This window comes from Sporolactobacillus sp. THM19-2, from assembly GCF_004153195.1.
Classification (GTDB): Bacteria; Bacillota; Bacilli; order Bacillales; family Sporolactobacillaceae; genus Sporolactobacillus.
Map to the genome: position 1 here is coordinate 1 of NZ_SEMC01000004.1, position 18,042 is coordinate 18,042.

Consider the following 18,042-nt stretch of genomic DNA (forward strand, 5'->3'; position numbering starts at 1 on the left):
GGATTGATTAACCTTTCCAAGAGGCTCCAGTATATTCAAAGTGCCTAAGTTATTGAACCGCCGTATACGGATCCGTACGTACGGTGGTGTGAGAGGTCGGCAGTGTGAACTGCCTCCTACTCGATTTTTACAAGATTCAAATCTAATAAGCGGCTACGAAGTTATCTGAAGAATCAATGAAATATCTCAATGAACAAGATAGATCTGGTCAAGTGATTTAATGCATAATGAGTATAACAATAAAGTAATTCTTTATTTAAGTAAAAAGGGTTGACCTGTGTTTTATAACAGATAAAATGTGATTGATGAGTGATAGATATGTGACAAAAATATGAATAACAGGGGAATATGAAACGGAATCCATACTTATTTGAATTTGGTTATCAGGCACCGAAGAAAAGAGGATGGTAAATGATGAAAGTTTCACTTTTTACAACATGTCTCGGTGAGTTATTTTATGTAAACGTTCTCAAAGATGTCACAGAGGTACTGGAAAGACTGGGATGTGAAGTTGATGTCCCTGAAGGGCAAACTTGCTGTGGACAGCCTGCCTTCAATAGTGGATATGCAAAGGATACGGCAGGCCCTGCGAAACAGATGATTCGCACTTTCGAACATTCGGATTATATTGTCTGTCCGTCAGGATCCTGTGCTGCGATGTTTCATGAGTATCCTGATTTTTTTGCCAATGATCCAGACTGGCATGAACGCGCACAAAAAGTTGCTAAGAAGACTTATGAATTCACACAGTTTATCGTAAACGTCCTTCATGTTGAAGATGTAGGTGCTGAATTTCATGCACGAGTCACTCTTCATACCTCCTGTCACATGTCGCGCCTTCTTGGGGAGCATGAATCGCATTACAAGTTACTTAGCCATGTAAAAGGACTTGAACTGGTTAAACTGCCTAATAATTATGATTGCTGCGGATTCGGAGGAACCTTTTCAGTCAAGATGTTCCCCATTGCCGAACAAATGGCGGATGAGAAAATACGTCATATTGAAGAAACGAAGGCAGATGTTCTTGTAGGAGCAGATGCCAGTTGCCTGATGCATATCGGTGGACGGATGCGAAGACTCGGAAAAAATATTAAAGTCGTGCATATTGCACAAATCCTGAACAGTCTACCAGGAAGGGAGGATGTTGATCATGCCAATGAAAGTGGGAAATCAACCGTTCTTTAAGAGAGTCGACGATGCCATTCATAATTCATTTATGACACAGGCTGTGTCGTCCGCTCAGGACGGATTACGAAATAAGAAATTAAATGCAACTTCAGGAGACAAATCGCTTGGAAATTGGGAAGATTGGCGCCACGCCGGTGAAGAAATTCGTGCTTTTACACTGAATCATCTCGATTATTATCTGAAAGAATTAAGCGATCAATTTGCTGCACGCGGCGGACATGTGTTTTTCGCACAGACTGCAGAAGAAGCCAGAGAATACGTCAAGCGGGTCGTTCAAAAGAAAAAAGCGAAGAACGTTGTAAAATCTAAATCCATGGTGACAGAAGAAATCAGCTTGAATGAAGCATTAGAGGAAGCAGGTTGCGATGTTCTGGAAACGGATCTCGCTGAATTTATTTTGCAGGTGGATCATGATAAACCCTCGCATATTGTCGTGCCATCTGTACATAAAAACAGACAGCAGATTCGCGATTCGTTTAAAAAACTGGGATATACAGGAACAGATGATCCAAAAGAACTGGCCGGATTTGCCAGAAAAACATTAAGGGAAAAATTCCTGCACGCTGATGTCGGAATTACCGGATGCAATTTTGCTGTTGCTGATACAGGAAGTATCTGCCTCGTCACCAACGAAGGTAATGCTAATATGGTAACGACTTTCCCGGAAACACAGATCACGGTCATGGGTATGGAGCGACTGGTTCCATCGTGGAAAGAACTGGATACTCTGGTGACTTTGCTTTGCCGCAGTTCTGTCGGTCAAAAACTGACCACTTATGTGACAGATATTACGCCTGATGATCAGTCAGAAACAGTGGACAGTCCAAAGGATTTTCATCTGGTCATCGTAGATGCCGGACGTTCAAACGCCCTTGGTACAGAGTTCCAGTCTGCTCTGCACTGTATACGGTGTGCCGCCTGTTTAAATGTTTGTCCTGTTTACCGCCATATTGGTGGTCATGCTTACGGTTCGATCTATCCGGGTCCGATTGGTGCGGTCCTTTCACCGATCCTTGGGGGATATAAAGAATATGGAAAATTGCCATATGCCTCAAGCCTCTGCGCGGCATGTACCGAAGCCTGCCCGGTCAGGATACCGTTGCACCAGCTGCTCATTAAACATCGAAGAAAATATGTTGAAGGTGGAGGCCATCCCCCCCTCGGAGAAAGAATGGCAATGAAGGGATTTGGAGTGGGAGCCCGTTCACCGTTTTTATTTAAAGCGGGTATGAAAACGGCTCCGATACTTTTAAAACCACTCGTTCATAATGGGGCTATTGAAAAAGGGCCGGGTCCGATAAAATCATGGACACATGGACGAGACTTTCCTGCACCAGATAAAGAAAATTTCCGTGAATGGTTCAAAAAACACAAATCAAAATCAAAAACAGAAGGCCATCAAACAGACCATCACGAAGGGGCAGGTGAATCATTTTGAGAGGAACGATTGAGAACAGGGATGCTTTTCTGAATAAGATTGCAAAAAAAATGAATCGTCAACCTGAAGAAACGATTAAAGAACCGGTTTGGAGCTATCAGCCGCAGTGGGCAGTTCATCAGAATGAATCAAAGAATCAGCTTGTTGAATTGATCAAACGGGTAAGCCAATCCATCCATACAAAGGTTATTGAGACAGATACAGATCATTTACCTCAAATTTTGAATCAGACGATTCACACTTATGGTGGAGGCCGGATCGTTGCAACAAATGACGGCCGTTTCGCTGAATTTGGCCTTACTGAAGTGTTAAAACAAAATAATGTATACGTCTGGAATACAGAGAAAGGCCATGAGAATATTGACCGGGCTGACGAGGCTAATATTGGATTATCAGTCTGCGATGTGATGCTTGCTGAGTCGGCTACTGCCGGTTTTTTTCATGATAAGGATAAAGCGAGAAGTGTCAGCCTGCTTCCTGTCACGTCAATAGTCATTGTTCCTGAAAGTGCGATTGTTCCCAGATTAACTCAGGCAATGAAAATGGTTGAAGATAAAGTAGCAACGGGGGAAAAGATCTCACCGTATATCAATTTTATTTCAGGTCCCAGTAACAGTGCAGACATTGAAATGAGGCTGGTAGTCGGTGTACATGGACCGGTCAAAGTGGCTTACATTTTGGTTCAGGATGTTTGACTGCATAATGAAGAAAAACTTGCCAACTGTCGGCTTGCAAAAGCTGCCGGAGATTTCGTTTTTCTGATACCCTTTCCTGAAAATGATTTTCAAAGTATGAAAAAGGCAGTTCCCATAATCAGGGACTGCCTTTTTTAGTAGATGGATGAATTATTCACGAATCTGACCATCACCTTCAACAATATATTTGATACTGGTCAGGGCATTGAGACCCATTGGTCCCCGGGCATGCAGTTTCTGAGTGCTGATACCAATTTCTGCACCAAATCCGAAAGCTTCACCATCGGTAAAACGGGTTGAAGCATTATGATAAAGTGTTGAAGCATCTGTCAATTGAAAAAAGCGATGAACATTTTCGGGGGTTTCGGAAATGATCGACTCTGAATGCCTTGTTCCATAACGATTGATGTGATTTATCGCTTCATCAACATTTCTGACAATCCTGACCGCTATCACTTTGTCCAGGTACTCTGTTTCCCAGTCCTCTTCAGTAGCCATCCGAAGATCCGGAAATACATCGGATACCTGCTCATCAATCCTGCATTCAACGCCGGCGGTTTTCAGTGCTCTGATCAGTTGATTGCCGTACTGTGTAAACCAGTCCTTCTGAATGATGACCGTTTCAATGGAATTGCACACTGAAGGACGCTGCGTTTTTGCATTCAATGTAATGTTAACAGCCATGTCAGGATCAGCCGTTTTATCGATAAAAAGATGACAATTTCCCGCGCCGGTTTCAAGAACCGGAATCGTTGATTGTTGAACAGCGGTTTGAATCAGCTTTTTACTGCCACGGGGAATCAGCACATCGATCAGCCCGTTCAGTCTGAAGAAACGGTTAACCGTTTCGTGACGGGTATCCTCAAGTAACTGTACGCTGTCGGGAGATACCTCTGTTTTTGATAACGCCTTGTGGATGATCTCAACAAGTGCATGGTTTGTCTGCAATGCTGAACGACTTCCGCGAAGAAAGACAGCATTACCTGTCTTCAGGCATAAACTGGTCGCATCAACAGTGACGTTTGGCCGGGCTTCATAAACCATACCCACAACACCCAGGGGGACTCTCATCTTTTGGATATGCAGACCATTCGGCCGATCCCATTTTTCCAGACAGTCACCAATCGGGTCATGAAGGCAAACAACATCCTGCAATGACTGGGCCATAGCATCAATCCGCTCCTTGTTCAGCAATAAACGATCCAGTAATGCATCACTCATCCCGTTACTTTGGGCGTTATCCAGGTCCCGTTTATTCGCCTCAATAATGGACACATGGCTTGACTGAAGAGCTGAAGCGATCTCTGAAAGGGCCTTGTTCTTCTGATCGGCGTTCAATATGGCGAGCCGGGAGGAGACCCTTTTCGCCCTTGCGGCTTTCTCGAGTAATTCATCTGATGCAATGATCTGATGGCTCATTTTATCTCTTCCTTTCCTTCGGTTGCTTCTGGAGAAATCGTTGCTGTCCACGGAACCCAATTATCACGATGAACGACCTCAGGATGATCGCTCTTTACCAGGCGCATGGCCAGATCGCTTGGCATACTCTTTATTTTGTTTAGCTGATCGGCGGAATAGTTCACCTGTCCCTTACCAAGAATATGATGATACCGGTCCATAATCTGAATGACTTCACCGGCGTAAAATCGTCCATAAATACGTTTGACTCCCGCAGGAAGGAGGCTCTTTCCTTTTTCCATCAGAGCATGCGCCGCACCATCATCAATTTCCACTTTTCCTGAGACCGGAGAGTGAAGCGCAATCCATTGCTCAGACACCCGGAGCGATGGTTTCAAATCGGTTGGGCCAATGTACGTGCCGTTTCCGTCCCCATTAATAATTTTTAGCAGTTTGTCGGGCCCTGTCCCTTTCCCTATAAAGATCCGGACGCCCAGTGACAGGGCGGTTTCCGTTGCACGCAGCTTGGATTTCATCCCACCGGTTCCAACCTTTGAACCGGATGTACTGCTTACGGATTTAATCAATGGCTCAGGAAGAGTATTTAAAAAGTGATAACGTGTGGCGTCTTTAAACTGGTTCGGATTCTTGTCGTACAGGCCGTTAACATCGGTCAGGATGACAAGAAAATCGGCGTGGACCAGCCCGCTGACAAGTGCTGACAGCATATCATTGTCACCAAAAGTAAGCTCCTCTAGCGAGACTGAATCGTTCTCATTAATGATTGGAATGACGGAACGCTTCAGGAGCTCATTCAGTGTAGAGCAGGCATGACTCGTCTGTTCCCGTTTCTTGAAATCCTGACGGGCGAGAAGCAGCTGAGCGACTGTCATCCCGTACTTTCGAAACGCCGAGGCATAGTTGTTTAGCAGCTTCACCTGGCCTACTGCCGCCGCCGCCTGTTTTCCCGCAAGAGTTACCGGTTTTGACGGATAACCAAGTTCACTGTAGCCTGCTGCTACGGCACCGGATGTAACGAGAATCACTTCATGACCGCTTTTTTTCAGTTGGGCAATAGCGCTTGTATGATCTGTCAGTTTATGCATATCAATATTGCCGTGCGTGTCAGTCAGAGAGCTACTGCCGATTTTTACAACAATCCGTTTTAATACCATAGAGGGACATTCCTTTCCATTAAAAAAAGCCTCTCCTGTCCAAATAAAGGACGGGAAGAGACTTTGCCCGCGGTACCACCTTCGTTAGCATGAGAAGTTCCCTTCTCATGCTCTCTTTCAACTTCGTAACGAGAAGACACGGTCCGGTTAATTGGCCGGACAGCTCAAGAGGCAGGTTCAACAGGAAGGGTGCGGTGACGCCTTTCAGCCGATGAGTGTCACTCTCTGACGCAATTCACTGTTTACTAATCCCTGTCAACGCTTTATATAAGTAGATTTATTATATTCAATTAATGTACAAAAGTCAATGACGACTTTGCTGATGATGCAAAATTTTTTCATTTCTATAAAAACGATGGTACGATAAAAAGAGATACGGTTATGGGGAGGGTTTTTTAGTGGCATTTACACTGCAGATTGGTGAAAAAGCGCCTTCATTTTCACTTCCGGCAACAGATGGGAAAAACTATACACTTTCGAATTTTTCAAAGGCAAAAACGCTGGTGATCTTCTTTACATGCAATCATTGTCCTTTTGTGCTCGGATCAAACCCGGTAACAAAGAGAACGGCTGAAAAATACAAAGATCAGGGTGTTCAGTTTGTTGCCATTAATTCAAACAGTGAGCAGACACACCCGGCCGATTCTTTTGAACATATGGTCGAACAAATGAATGACAAGCATTATCCATGGCTTTACTTGCGAGACAATTCGCAGAAAATCGCGCTCAGTTATGGCGCGTTACGAACACCACATTTCTTCGTTTTTGATGAAAACCGTCATTTGGTGTATACCGGTCGTGAACTGGATAATCCGAGACAGCCGGAAAAGGCCACAGTTAATAATCTTGACCAGGCCCTGTCCGAAATCACGAAAGGTCATCCGGTATCTACACCGTTGACCAACCCGATTGGCTGTAATATCAAATGGGAGGGGAAGGATCCACACTGGATGCCGGGCGAAGCCTGTGATCTGGTCTGACCCGAACCGAAATAAAAAGGTGTCTTCCTCATGGAGGGACACCTTTTTTCATGTAAAAGTGATTAAAGCCGGTCGACCAGTACGGGAAGAAGCAAAATCAGACCAATGAAGATATGATGCCATGGATGCACCTGATGAAAAATCAGATACCCGATACAAAATCTGCTTGCTAAAAGTATTAATATGACTAAAATGATTATAATCAACGGGATTTCATGGCTGACGAGCAGAAAACCAGTAAAAAAGCCAGTCAGGTGCGCAAAAAAGAATAAGAGAAGCGGCCACTTTAAAAGTGATTTTTGCCAGAAGATCCAGCATGAAATAAGACAGATAAGGGCGTAAATCATTAATATCGAACCACTGAACATGATTATTCCTCCCCAGGAAAATGAATAATCTGATTAAACACCGCGGGGTTGACCCCATGTCAACAAGGAGAGTGAATGACTTGAAAACAGGTCAGTTTGTCACGCTGTGCCGGACAACGAAAGACACAGTCCGTTATTATGAGGCATTAGGGTTAATTCAGCCGGCAATGAATGGTGCCTTTAAAGACTTTGGAAAGGCGGAAGTCGAAGATTTTCAGGCAATAAAAGACATGCAACGAATGGGATTGTCTTTAAAAACCATCCAGAAAATTTTTTCACTGAAAAGAACATATGGATGCGGATCTTCTCACTTGATCCAAAATATTCTGGAACAGTTGATGAGTCAAAGATCAGCTCTGGCTGTAGAAGAAGCCCATATTCGTGATAAAATAACATATATTGATCAGCTAATTGTTGAATTGAAGAATCTGCATCCTGAGGAAATGGGAAAAGATGCTGCAAAGGAGCAAGATTATGGCAAAACGCTATGACTTTGATGAACAGATTAATCGGAGGGGTTCGGCTTCGATAAAGTGGGATGGGGCTGATCGAATTTTTGGCGGTAAAGATTTGCTCCCCATGTGGGTCGCTGATATGGATTTCCGTGTTCCTGACGAGGTTACTTCAGCACTGAAAAGCAGAGTGGAGCATGGACTTTATGGTTACATGGAAAGAACAGACAGTTATCTTGAATCCGTCAGAGAATGGATGAAAAGGCGTCATGAATGGCAGATAGAAAAGCGCTGGATTTGTCACAGCCCGGGAGTTGTTACAGCATTGAATCTGATTCTCGACGGGTTCACAAAACCGGGGGACAAGATCCTGATCCAGCCGCCGGTATATCCTCCTTTCATAAAGGCTGCGATTAACCAGGGGAGAGGACTTATTGAAAACCCGCTGGTCTGCGAACGTGGACGATATCATATGAATTTTACCGATCTGGAAAGAAAAATGGCTGATCCATCCGTCAGATTAATGCTCTTATGTTCCCCTCATAACCCTGTCGGCCGCGTCTGGTCCCGCGATGAATTACTGCGTGTTGCAGAACTTGCTGCTGCTTCACATGTTCTGGTTGTTTCAGATGAAATTCACAGTGATCTCATTTTTAAGGGATTCCATCACATTCCCTTCGCCAGTCTGTCTGAAGAAGCACAACAACATGCCATTATCTGCACAGCGCCCAGCAAGACGTTCAATCTTGCCGGCCTGCAGGTTTCTAATATCATCATTCCAAATGATCAATTGAGAAAAAAATACATGAATCAGATTCGACGCTTCAATCTCAGTGAACCGAATACAGCAGGTATGATTGCTGCTGAAGCAGCATACCGGTCGGGATCTTCCTGGCTTGATCAATGTCTTGATTACATAAAAAGGAATGCAGATTATGTATCCACCTTTTTTCGAGAACATTTACCCATGCTGTCGATGTCTCCACTGGAAGGCACTTACCTGGGATGGATTGATTGTCACAGGCTCCGTCTGGGGAAGCGGGAACTGCAAAATTTCATGGTCCAAAAAGCCGGTCTGGCGCTCAATCCGGGATACACATTCGGAGAGGAAGGTGCAGGATTTGTCCGGATCAATCTGGCATGTCCGCATGCCTATGTCGAAAAAGCCATGAAGCAACTGAAAAGGGCAGTCGATACATTAAAACGATAAAAATTGTTCATAGTTCCGTCAAATATTCGTTGATCGTTCGAATAATTATAATACTGGGAATTAACACGTTTCCACGAAAAACGATGAAACCTCGTCGATACGGTTTCGTAAATCATAAGTGGAGATATCTATGCTTATAAATAAATGGGGGGACAAAATGAAATGTTAAAAAAAATACTGGCATCGTTTCTCGCTCTTGCACTGATTTTTACACCGGCCGGTAATTTTGTTTTTCAACAGGATGACAATCAGGCCAGTGCAAAGGGGTACCGTTCGGGAGTTAAGTCGTTTAACTCAAATAAAACGAACACCAATTCGTTATTTGGCAATAAGCAGCAGCAGCGTTCCAATGTGAATCGCACGGCAACCTCACAAAGAAATTTCTCAGGCGGTTCGTTTATGAAGGGGATGATTTTTGGAGGTCTGTCGGGTCTGCTTTTTGGCAGCCTGTTATCTCACCTCGGCGGGTTCGGCATGATGGCCGGATTGCTTATTAACATTCTTGCGATCGTTGCGATTATCGCATTAATTCGTTACATCATAAGCAGTTTTACCAATCGAACAAAAAAGAGAAGAGCTGAGGACAGTAATCCATGGAGGAGGTAATCATTCAGGAACAGGATATTGTGAACGCTATATGCCTGTTTCTGGCCGATAAGAAGTCAGCGTCACCTGAAGCATTCAAGGTGGAACTCATGTATGATGATGACTATGGTTTCTCGGCAGAAACCTGGTTTAATGGGCGCAGGCAGGTCCTTGTCGCTTCAAATATTATTGAAGCCGTACGCTTCTGGCTGGATACCCAGATGCATACAGACCCATTCGCAGCCTCTTTAAAACTGGAACTTGACGAACAGCTGGGGATCATTGTCCATTATCGTGCTTAAAATCATCAATAAGAGAAGTAAAACTTGCCGACTGGCAAGCTTTTACACTAAAGCCTCTGAGAGGCTTTTTTTATTTACATATACATAGAAGAATATAAGGACACGCCCTTAAATTAAGGGCGTGCAACGGAGTAACAGGGGAACGTCAACGTGAATGTCGTTCCCCTGTTTTCTTTACTTTCAATAAACACTTTACCGTTATGGTTGTTAATTATTTTGAACGTGACCATCAGTCCGAGTCCGGTACCGCTGACTTTTGTGGTAAAAAAGGATTTACCCAGCTTTGTGATGATGGTTGAAGGCATTCCCTTTCCGGAGTCACTGATTTTTATGATTTCGCGGGAATCAGCAGATATCAGTGAAATGGATATCTTTCCGTCATCATCAATAGCATCGATTGCATTTTTGATTAGATTTATAAAAACCTGTTTCATCTGGGTTTTATCACCTAAAATAAGATGTGCGTCACCGTCACCGATCACGTCAAAGGAAATATGTTTCCTGACTGCGTGGGTTTCAAATAAGAACAGGGTATTTTTTAATATGCTGCCAAGTTCCAGTTTAACAAAATGCTCCGGCTGAGGTTTTGTGAAATTAAGCAGTCCGGTGGCAATATTTTCTATATGGTTGACTTCATTAAGGATAATCTCAATATAATTTTTATCAGGTACAGGATCTTTCTGCATTAATTGCAGAAAACCCTTAATGGATGTCAGAGGGTTTCTGATTTCATGCAGGATTCCGGCAGAAAGTTCACCAATTACCGATAATTTTTCAGATTGCATCAGGTTTAGTTCAGCATTTTTTATATCTCCGATGTCTCTGATTGTCAATTGGACCAGGGGTGTGTGATGAAATGTGAATGGATGAATATGAATTTCTGACTGAATAACCGTTCCGTCTGGTATAATGACAGGAAGACGAATCGTGGCAACCGATTCCTTTTGACCGTAAGAAATGACATGATGAATGATATTCTGCAGTTTCATCAAATCCTGTTTTTTTAAAAAATGAGGGAGAAAAATCTCTTTGGCCTCAGTCCATTCAGTAGCAGCAAAATATTTTCTTGCCGGTTTGTTCGCCCAAACCGTATGTTCTCCCTGAAGAATAATGATTGCATCATTTGTATGATCCAGGATCTCCCTGTATGCACATGCTGTGTCTGTCAATCCGCCTCTGTCATTCATATCCAATCCTCCCAATAAAAGTATAAATTAAATGCGGTATTTGTAAATTTATATGCAAAATTTAGGAAAACATTTTATCTTTTAAACAATCATGTCATGAAAGTCAGTATTTTATCAAAAATCACAAGAAGTAAAAATAAATATTTCAGTTTTATCCATTGTCACGGTGGGGGATTTGATTTAAAATTTAACTGATAACAATTATCATTATCAAAAAAAATGAAGTAAGACCGGGGGGCATGGTCATGTTTTTGGCTGATTTGAAACCGGGAATGGAAGCAAAAATTATTGATTTGTCGAAAATAAATCAAGTGGCTCGCAGACGTCTCATGGATCTTGGTGTCAGTGAAGGTGAAGTCGTTTGTTGCAAAGCACTATTACCATTCGGAGGCCCATGCATGTTTGAAACATGTGGCCAGTGTGTAGGTATCCGGCTCAATGAAGCCAGATCCATCTTCGTGGAGTGTGAACAGAGTTGAGGGCTGCACTTTTTGGAAACCCGAATACAGGGAAAACCTCTTTATTCAATGTTCTCTGCGGATCTTATGAATTTGTCGGAAACTGGAGTGGCGTAACGGTTGAAAAAAAAGTAGGTCGATTGAAAGACCACGCAGGTTCGCTTATTGATTTACCCGGCATTTACTCCATGTCACCTGTATCAAAAGACGAATCTGTTGTTGCTTCTTTTCTGCTGGATGAATCGTTTACAGTAGCTTTAAACATTATCGATGCCTCACAACTGATGAGAAATCTCAATCTGACGATTGACCTGCTTGAATTTGGACATCCGGTGATCATTGCATTGAATATGATGGATGTTGCCAGGCATCGGGGAATCCATGTCGATCCGCAGCGACTGGCTGAAAAGCTGTCCGTTCCGGTTGTTCCGATTGTTGCTCGCACGGGAAGAGGCTGCCATGTCATTCAGGACATGCTGACCGGAGGCGTGAAAAATCACCACAACGGATTTCGGATTGATTACGGTTTAAATACAGAAGAAGCTATTTCAGATATATCGTCTGCAATTGATCTGCCGGCTGACAGCAGACGCTGGTTTGCTGTTCAGTTCCTTGACGGTAATCAGGCGGTTGAAGCCTATGCAAGACGTTTTCCTCAGTATGAGAAGATACGATCGATCAGGGAGAAACTTCAGACAACTGTTCAGACCGAACACGGGACAACGGTTTCCGGCTGGATGCGCAGTCAGAGAAATAAGTTTATTAAAACGATTCTGCCCGAGGTTGTGCAAAAGCAGGAAACCAGGTCACACACTGCTACTGACCGAATTGACGCGGTTGTCACCAATAAATTTCTCGGAATTCCAATATTTCTCGGAATCATGTATTTTATTTTTCATGCCACGTTTAACTGGATTGGTAATCCTGTATCAGATATACTTGATGGCTTTTTTGCCGGTCCGCTTACTCAATGGACTCACGATTTACTTCTAAATCTGGGTGTTGTTCCTCTGATAAGAGATGTTATCCTGAACGGGATTATTTCCGGGATAGGTGGTGTTCTTGTCTTTGTTCCACAGATCATCGTCCTTTTCTTTTTTATCTCCTGGATAGAGGATTCCGGATATATGGCCAGAGTTGCACTCGTTATGGATCGGGTGATGCAAATGGTTGGGTTAAACGGAAAAGCTTTTATTCCACTTGTGATTGGATTCGGATGTAATATTCCGGGGATTATGGCTGCCCGAACGATTGAACAGCCTAAAGAGCGATTGCTCACTGTTCTGATCACACCGCTTATGTCGTGCTCGGCAAGGCTGACCGTCTATAGTCTGTTCGCAGGGGTGTTTTTTGCCCGTTATCAGGCACTGGTTGTTCTCTCACTTTACGCTATGAGCATCGTTATCGCATTGCTCATGGCAAAGCTCTTTTCATTATTTATGAAAACGTCTCAATCGGTATTTGTCGTCGATCTGCCTCCATACAGAGTGCCTAATCTGAGAACGCTTGTAAGAAGCACGTGGGATAAGGCTAAGGGATTCATTAAAAAGGCGACGACGTTTATTCTTGGCGGGACGGTCCTTGTATGGCTGCTATCCTATCTGGGACCTGACGGAATGCACGTGCCGATTGAGCAGAGTTTCCTGGCCATCATTTGTACGGCGATTGCACCAATCGTTGCCCCGCTCGGTTTTGGAAGCTGGCAAGCTGCTTCTGCACTGATAACCGGATTTCTTGCGAAAGAATCAGTCGTTTCAACTCTTGGTATTGTTTATCATACGGCAGGAGGTATATCCCTTTCAGAGTCAATAAAACAGGCTTTTACACCCCTGGAGGCCTATAGTTTCATGGTTTTCACTCTGCTGTATGTGCCCTGCCTGTCGACAGTTCCGGCAATCAGACAGGAAACCGGAACCGGCAGAATGACATGGTTTGCGGTCGGGTATTGTATTGTCTTGGCCTACCTCGTTACATTTATCGTTTATCGAACGGGCTTATTACTGGGATTTGATTAAGGAGGCGATTTACCATGGGCATGGCATTAAGCATCATTCTCGGTATGTTGATTTTCGGCTATGCAGGATGGATGCTCGTCAGATTTGTACAGACGAGCCGGAAGGGGAAATGCGCAGCGTGTGCATTAAAAAAATCCTGTGAACAGGCGCATTGCCAATGCATGAGTCAGACTGCCGTCCCTGTTCGGGAAAAAGATCTTTCAAACCGATAATTCATCGCCCGGTCAGGCTTGTTCCAGCTGGCCGGTTTATTCTATACTGTTAATTGTAAACTTATGCAATAATTAAGTTAACAAAAATAGAAGAGAGGGTGGTCAGGTGGAAATATGTTGTCTGAAGGCGTCGGACATGCTGGAACTTTATCGAAAGAACGAACTGTCTCCGGTTGAGACGATAGAAAGTGCGTTTAAACGAGTGGATCGGCTGAATCCGCAATTAAATGCTTTAGTGACACTGAATAAAGAACAGGCCCTGAAGGCCGCTGCTGTTTCCGAACGACTCTATGCTTCCGGGTCAGCGCGTGCGCTTGAAGGCCTGCCTGTAGTCATTAAAGACCTGACGAATACACGGGGGATTCGAACGACATATGGCAGTCTGGTTTATAAGAATCATGTACCTGAGAGAGATGCGACGATTGTTTCCCGATTACGGCAAGCCGGGGCAATCATTCTGGGGAAATCGAACACACCTGAATTTGGGCATAAAGGAACGACAAACAGTCGTATTTTCCCGCCCGCAAGAAATCCATGGAATTTAGAAAACGGTACGGGCGGCTCCAGTGGGGGCTCTGCGGCGGCAGTTGCTGCCGGATTCTGCCCCATAGCTGAAGGCAGTGATGGAGGAGGATCAATTCGGATTCCATCCAGCTTATGTGGCGTGTTCGGCTTTAAACCGAGTTTTGGGCGAGTTCCCTGTGATAATCATCCGGAAAGTGTTTTTTCCAACACAGTTCCGTTTATCAGCTATGGACCGATCGCCCGTTCAGTGTACGACGCATCGTTAATGTTTGATGTGATACAGGGACCGTCAATATGGGATCCCTTTTCACTGGACCCGCTGACGCCTTCTGTCACGAGTACGCTGACTGAAAGAAAACGGCCGTTTCGTGTCGGTTATACCCTGGATTTTGGCATGTATTCTGTTGATGAAGAGATACGACAGATTTTTCACACGACATTGAATAAACTGGAAAAAGAAGGGGCAATTGTCGAGCCCGCCGATATTCAAATGAAAAAGAATCTGAGCGATTACGTCCGGTATTTCAATCGCCTCTGGATGATTGGACTGGCCGTTCAATCAAAAAAAATGATGCGTGACTGCAAAGACCAATTATCGGCATCCCTGATTTCAATGATTCACAGAGGAGAGGATGCCACGGTTGAAGAATATCTGGGAATGAACGCGTACAGGACTTATCTGTGGCGTATGTTTCAGAAACAGTTTCAATCCTTCGACGTGCTCATTTCTCCGACACTTGCTGCTGTGGCTTACCCCTATAATGAGGAAGGGCCGTCCTCGGTTAATGGGCAACCGATTAATCCCGAATCCGACTGGATGATGACAAGTCCTGTCAACCTTACTGGATAACCTGCCTGTTCTTTGCCAATAGGCCGGACAAGAGCAGGTCTGCCGGTCGGCATGCAATGTATCGCCGGCCATCTTCAGGACAGATGTCTTTTCCAGTTTGCAAAATGGGCTGAATCCATGGTCAATATGACGACTCTTGCAGGAAAAGATAAATAAATCAATATGAGAGCCTTTACATATGTACTGAAAAGGGTTACAATTTGGATTGTAGATGATTTTGATTTGCCCATCAATTTGCACTCAGGATTTTTTACCCAGCTATAATCAGAGCGTTCCGACTACAATATTTCCGGTCTGCCCTTACCGGAAATGAATGTAGCATCCGTACCGGGGATGATGGCCGGACGGGTATGGCGAACGTGTCAGTCTCCATTTTATTTGGAGACTGTTTCTTTTTTTAAAACTGTTTTAATTCTCCGAAAACAGGGATCTGGTTATCGATCAGCAGGTTTTCCGGATGTCTTTATGAAGAAAAACTTGCCGGTTGAGCCAGCGCTTTCTCTGCACGATCATCCATAGAATTGTTGACTATATAAAGAAAAGAGCACTTCCATTAACACGGAAGTGCCTGAGAAGATGATATTATTTTGTTTCGGCAGATGGAAGTACTTCTTTATCAAGTGGTCCGTCTGCACCAAGATAATATCTGTTAAGCGGCTGTAGATTCTCATCCAGCTCATAAACGAGCGGTGTGCCGGTAGGAATATTCAGTCCGATAATACGATCGGCTGGAACCTGATCAAGATGTTTAACCAGTGCGCGCAGCGAGTTACCGTGTGCTGCAATAACCACTTTCTTACCTTCTTTAATTCTTGGAGCGATTTCTTTATTCCAGTAAACCAGAACGCGGTCAACCGTATCCAGAAGGTCTTCGGTGAGTGGCTGTTCAGCTTCAGACAGTTCAGCATATCTTGGATCGTGAAGCTGTGCCTGATAGCGCTCGTCTGTTTTTTCAAGAGCAGGTGGCCGTACATCAGCAGAACGCCTCCAGATATGTACCTGTTCCTTACCGTACTTTTCTGCTGTTTTTGCTTTGTTCAGGCCCTGTAAAGCACCGTAATGGCGTTCATTCAGACGCCAGGTATGTTTTACAGGAATCCAGGTGAGGTCCAATGCATGAAGCACATTCCAGAGCGTGTGATTAGCTCTTGTGAGTACTGATGTAAAGGCAAAGTCAAAGGTATAACCGTTTTTTTTCAGAATTTCACCGGCTTCTGTCGCTTCCTGTTCACCTTTTTCCGTTAAGTCAACATCAGTCCATCCGGTGAACCTGTTTTCCAGGTTCCATTCACTTTGTCCATGACGGATTAATACAAGTTTAACCATCAGGTAAAATCACTCCTCTCATTTTTTCAAAAAGGATCGCCGGAAAGTCACGGTGTATTTCGACGATATCTTCGCCTTCCTGTTTTACCAGACATTCATTCAAAGTATTGGCGATATTCTTTTGTTTTACACGTTCATCGACGTCAAGCGGCATGGTATGACAGACCCGATGAATCTCTACACCCGTTCATTATATCATGCTTTTTTTTCTGTTTCACATTTTCATCTGTAAAAACTCTGTGAAGGTCTTGTTATCCTTCTGCGAACCATATTATAATGATTTTACTTATTAGAATGCTATGAATTGCCGGCTGTCGCAAAATTTGGCAATTATCTCTTTTTACAGGCATGTTGTTGCGTCATTATTACAGAGAAAGAAGATCGAGAGAATGAATGGTTTCCTGAAATCCAAAAGGGTCGAAGGGGAAAACAGCGGCATGATTCATGAAGTAGCTTCTGTTTGTATCCTGGCGGGAAAGATATTGCTTCAGAGCGGGGCGGAGACATACCGGGTTGAAGATACAATGAACAGAATAGCAGGAAATTTTCTGGAAAAAGAAGCACAGAGCTTTGTCACACCAACCGGGATCATTTTTTCTATTGAAGCTCAGGATGTCACGAAAATGATTCGGATCAGACACCGGGGAACAAATCTTCGAAAGGTGACACAGGTGAACAGCCTGTCGCGGGAAGTTGATAAAGGATATCTTGGTTTATCTGAACTACATAGCCGGCTCAGGAAAATTGACCATTCTGATCGAGCTTATCCGATCTGGATGCAGATACTGGCAGCAGCAGTGGCCAGCAGCAGCTTTCTCCTGATGTTTCTTGGCAGGTGGGAAGATGTCATTCCTGCATTCATTGCCGGTGGCGCAGGTCAGGCAGGTATGATCTATTTTCACAGTCTGACAAGAATTAAATTTTTCTCTGAATTTATGTCTTCAATTATTGTGGGTTTGATTGCGGTGCTCAGTATCAGACTGGGGATAGGCGTGGAACTGAACAAGATCATTATTGGAGCAGTCATGCCCCTGGTACCGGGCGTTCCCATTACAAATGCGGTTCGGGATATCATGGCAGGAGATCTGATGTCCGGAATGTCAAAGACGGCAGAGGCCGGCCTCACTGCCTTTGCCATAGGCATTGGTGTTGCTTTCTGTCTGGCCCTGAACGGGGGCGCTTCACTATGATGTCTGCAACCGTGACATTTGTCGTTCAGTCGGTAACCAGTTTTCTTGCAACGTGCGGTTTTGGGATCATTTATAATATTCCCCGGAAACCCTTGATTCACGGTGGATTGATCGGTATGATTGCCTGGCTCATTTATTTTTTTGGGTATCAGTGGAATGGCAATGACTTTGCTGCAACCTTTGCTGCTTCCTTTGTTATTGCCTTACTCAGTCAGGTATTTGCACGGCTGTTTAAAAATCCTGTCATCGTCTACAGTGTTTCAGGAATCATTCCTCTCGTTCCCGGAGGGCTGACTTATACAGTGATGAAGCAGGCGGTCGGGGATCAGTATAATCTTGCGCTTCATCTCGCCGGGAAAGCATTGATCCTGTCAGGAGCTATTGCTATGGGCCTGATCTTTGCCGAGGTGGTCTATCAGATTTTCAAAAGGAACTATCGAAAAGTCCAAGCCAGGTCAGACAGAAGTATGACTGTAAGAAAATAGAAC

Annotated in this window: 18 protein-coding genes and 1 other annotated feature; of the genes, 14 read left to right on the forward strand and 4 right to left on the reverse strand. The window is 44.1% G+C overall.

Annotated features, from left to right (window positions below; all coding sequences use genetic code 11):
• The first annotated feature begins 414 nt into the window (after nt 1–414).
• Genes EWH91_RS04595 through EWH91_RS04605 form a run of 3 tightly spaced genes read left to right on the forward strand, consistent with a single transcriptional unit; the run spans nt 415 to nt 3,321 of the window.
• Complete coding sequence (locus EWH91_RS04595; RefSeq protein WP_165364252.1) at nt 415–1,185, forward strand: (Fe-S)-binding protein; 771 nt, start codon at nt 415–417, stop codon at nt 1,183–1,185.
• Entirely contained in the window at nt 1,151–2,626 is a 1,476-nt protein-coding gene (locus tag EWH91_RS04600) for a LutB/LldF family L-lactate oxidation iron-sulfur protein (RefSeq protein ID WP_129928856.1), read from the forward strand. Before EWH91_RS04595 ends, EWH91_RS04600 begins: the two co-directional genes overlap by 35 nt.
• The gene (locus EWH91_RS04605) at nt 2,623–3,321 is read left to right on the forward strand and encodes a LutC/YkgG family protein (RefSeq protein WP_129928857.1); all 699 of its coding nucleotides are present in this window, start codon (nt 2,623–2,625) and stop codon (nt 3,319–3,321) included. Before EWH91_RS04600 ends, EWH91_RS04605 begins: the two co-directional genes overlap by 4 nt.
• A 150-nt stretch (nt 3,322–3,471) precedes the next feature.
• On the opposite strand, the gene EWH91_RS04610 is transcribed toward EWH91_RS04605, so the two are convergent.
• Nucleotides 3,472–4,740 carry a glutamate-5-semialdehyde dehydrogenase gene (locus EWH91_RS04610; protein ID WP_129928858.1) on the reverse strand — a complete coding sequence of 423 codons (1,269 nt, stop codon included), beginning with the start codon at nt 4,738–4,740 and terminating at the stop codon, nt 3,472–3,474.
• Nucleotides 4,737–5,894 (reverse strand): glutamate 5-kinase, encoded by a 1,158-nt coding sequence (gene proB / locus EWH91_RS04615; RefSeq protein ID WP_129928859.1) that lies wholly within the window; start codon nt 5,892–5,894, stop codon nt 4,737–4,739. Before proB ends, EWH91_RS04610 begins: the two co-directional genes overlap by 4 nt.
• Nucleotides 5,895–5,937: 43 nt before the next feature.
• Nucleotides 5,938–6,162: a binding site (T-box leader), on the reverse strand.
• Between the two features lie 130 nt (nt 6,163–6,292).
• Between proB and EWH91_RS04620 the strand changes: the two genes are divergently transcribed.
• The 5 genes from EWH91_RS04620 (at nt 6,293) to EWH91_RS04640 (ending at nt 9,791) form a co-directional block, all read left to right on the forward strand.
• Complete coding sequence (locus EWH91_RS04620) at nt 6,293–6,874, forward strand: thioredoxin family protein (protein WP_129928860.1); 582 nt, start codon at nt 6,293–6,295, stop codon at nt 6,872–6,874.
• Nucleotides 6,875–7,322: 448 nt separating this feature from the next.
• A complete protein-coding gene (locus tag EWH91_RS04625) occupies nt 7,323–7,733 on the forward strand; it encodes a MerR family transcriptional regulator (protein ID WP_165364240.1) in 411 nt (136 codons plus the stop codon).
• Nucleotides 7,717–8,904, forward strand: a complete 1,188-nt coding sequence (locus EWH91_RS04630) for a MalY/PatB family protein (protein WP_129928862.1) — start codon at nt 7,717–7,719, stop codon at nt 8,902–8,904. The genes EWH91_RS04625 and EWH91_RS04630 overlap by 17 nt, the downstream gene beginning before the upstream one ends.
• A gap of 162 nt (nt 8,905–9,066) precedes the next feature.
• Entirely contained in the window at nt 9,067–9,510 is a 444-nt protein-coding gene (locus EWH91_RS04635; protein WP_129928863.1) for a hypothetical protein, read from the forward strand.
• Nucleotides 9,498–9,791, forward strand: a complete 294-nt coding sequence (locus EWH91_RS04640; protein WP_129928864.1) for a YxcD family protein — start codon at nt 9,498–9,500, stop codon at nt 9,789–9,791. Before EWH91_RS04635 ends, EWH91_RS04640 begins: the two co-directional genes overlap by 13 nt.
• 113 nt (nt 9,792–9,904) lie before the next feature.
• Here EWH91_RS04640 and EWH91_RS04645 read toward each other — a convergent pair whose 3' ends face one another.
• A complete protein-coding gene (locus tag EWH91_RS04645) occupies nt 9,905–10,978 on the reverse strand; it encodes an ATP-binding protein (protein ID WP_129928865.1) in 1,074 nt (357 codons plus the stop codon).
• Between the two features lie 245 nt (nt 10,979–11,223).
• On the opposite strand from EWH91_RS04645, the gene EWH91_RS04650 reads away from it, so the two are divergent.
• The 4 genes from EWH91_RS04650 to EWH91_RS04665 all read left to right on the forward strand — a co-directional run bounded on the left by EWH91_RS04650 (nt 11,224) and on the right by EWH91_RS04665 (nt 15,038).
• Nucleotides 11,224–11,457 carry a FeoA family protein gene (locus tag EWH91_RS04650; RefSeq protein WP_129928866.1) on the forward strand — a complete coding sequence of 78 codons (234 nt, stop codon included), beginning with the start codon at nt 11,224–11,226 and terminating at the stop codon, nt 11,455–11,457.
• The gene (gene feoB / locus EWH91_RS04655; RefSeq protein ID WP_129928867.1) at nt 11,454–13,451 is read left to right on the forward strand and encodes a ferrous iron transport protein B; all 1,998 of its coding nucleotides are present in this window, start codon (nt 11,454–11,456) and stop codon (nt 13,449–13,451) included. The genes EWH91_RS04650 and feoB overlap by 4 nt, the downstream gene beginning before the upstream one ends.
• Nucleotides 13,452–13,471: 20 nt before the next feature.
• A complete protein-coding gene (locus EWH91_RS04660; protein ID WP_165364253.1) occupies nt 13,472–13,663 on the forward strand; it encodes a FeoB-associated Cys-rich membrane protein in 192 nt (63 codons plus the stop codon).
• A 136-nt stretch (nt 13,664–13,799) separates the two neighbouring features.
• Nucleotides 13,800–15,038 carry an amidase gene (locus tag EWH91_RS04665; RefSeq protein ID WP_240697258.1) on the forward strand — a complete coding sequence of 413 codons (1,239 nt, stop codon included), beginning with the start codon at nt 13,800–13,802 and terminating at the stop codon, nt 15,036–15,038.
• A gap of 582 nt (nt 15,039–15,620) precedes the next feature.
• Here the strand turns inward: EWH91_RS04665 and gpmA are convergent.
• Nucleotides 15,621–16,364: a 2,3-diphosphoglycerate-dependent phosphoglycerate mutase gene (gene gpmA / locus EWH91_RS04670; RefSeq protein WP_129928869.1), complete on the reverse strand. Its 744-nt coding sequence runs from the start codon at nt 16,362–16,364 to the stop codon at nt 15,621–15,623.
• Between the two features lie 389 nt (nt 16,365–16,753).
• On the opposite strand from gpmA, the gene EWH91_RS04675 reads away from it, so the two are divergent.
• Together EWH91_RS04675 and EWH91_RS04680 are read left to right on the forward strand one after the other, a co-directional pair.
• A complete protein-coding gene (locus EWH91_RS04675) occupies nt 16,754–17,554 on the forward strand; it encodes a threonine/serine exporter family protein (protein WP_129928870.1) in 801 nt (266 codons plus the stop codon).
• A complete protein-coding gene (locus tag EWH91_RS04680) occupies nt 17,554–18,039 on the forward strand; it encodes a threonine/serine exporter family protein (RefSeq protein ID WP_129929075.1) in 486 nt (161 codons plus the stop codon). The genes EWH91_RS04675 and EWH91_RS04680 overlap by 1 nt, the downstream gene beginning before the upstream one ends.
• Nucleotides 18,040–18,042 lie beyond the last annotated feature (3 nt).

Bases quoted from the DNA above. Each gene is read 5' to 3' on its own strand.
- EWH91_RS04595 (WP_165364252.1), top strand. From the start codon at position 415: ATGAAAGTTTCACTTTTTACAACATGTCTCGGTGAGTTATTTTATGTA.
- EWH91_RS04600 (WP_129928856.1), top strand. From the start codon at position 1,151: ATGCCAATGAAAGTGGGAAATCAACCGTTCTTTAAGAGAGTCGACGAT.
- EWH91_RS04610 (WP_129928858.1), bottom strand. From the start codon at position 4,740: ATGAGCCATCAGATCATTGCATCAGATGAATTACTCGAGAAAGCCGCA.
- proB (WP_129928859.1), bottom strand. From the start codon at position 5,894: ATGGTATTAAAACGGATTGTTGTAAAAATCGGCAGTAGCTCTCTGACT.
- EWH91_RS04630 (WP_129928862.1), top strand. From the start codon at position 7,717: ATGGCAAAACGCTATGACTTTGATGAACAGATTAATCGGAGGGGTTCG.
- EWH91_RS04635 (WP_129928863.1), top strand. From the start codon at position 9,067: ATGTTAAAAAAAATACTGGCATCGTTTCTCGCTCTTGCACTGATTTTT.
- EWH91_RS04640 (WP_129928864.1), top strand. From the start codon at position 9,498: ATGGAGGAGGTAATCATTCAGGAACAGGATATTGTGAACGCTATATGC.
- EWH91_RS04645 (WP_129928865.1), bottom strand. From the start codon at position 10,978: ATGAATGACAGAGGCGGATTGACAGACACAGCATGTGCATACAGGGAG.
- EWH91_RS04650 (WP_129928866.1), top strand. From the start codon at position 11,224: ATGTTTTTGGCTGATTTGAAACCGGGAATGGAAGCAAAAATTATTGAT.
- EWH91_RS04660 (WP_165364253.1), top strand. From the start codon at position 13,472: ATGGCATTAAGCATCATTCTCGGTATGTTGATTTTCGGCTATGCAGGA.
- EWH91_RS04665 (WP_240697258.1), top strand. From the start codon at position 13,800: ATGCTGGAACTTTATCGAAAGAACGAACTGTCTCCGGTTGAGACGATA.
- gpmA (WP_129928869.1), bottom strand. From the start codon at position 16,364: ATGGTTAAACTTGTATTAATCCGTCATGGACAAAGTGAATGGAACCTG.
- EWH91_RS04675 (WP_129928870.1), top strand. From the start codon at position 16,754: ATGAATGGTTTCCTGAAATCCAAAAGGGTCGAAGGGGAAAACAGCGGC.
- EWH91_RS04680 (WP_129929075.1), top strand. From the start codon at position 17,554: ATGTCTGCAACCGTGACATTTGTCGTTCAGTCGGTAACCAGTTTTCTT.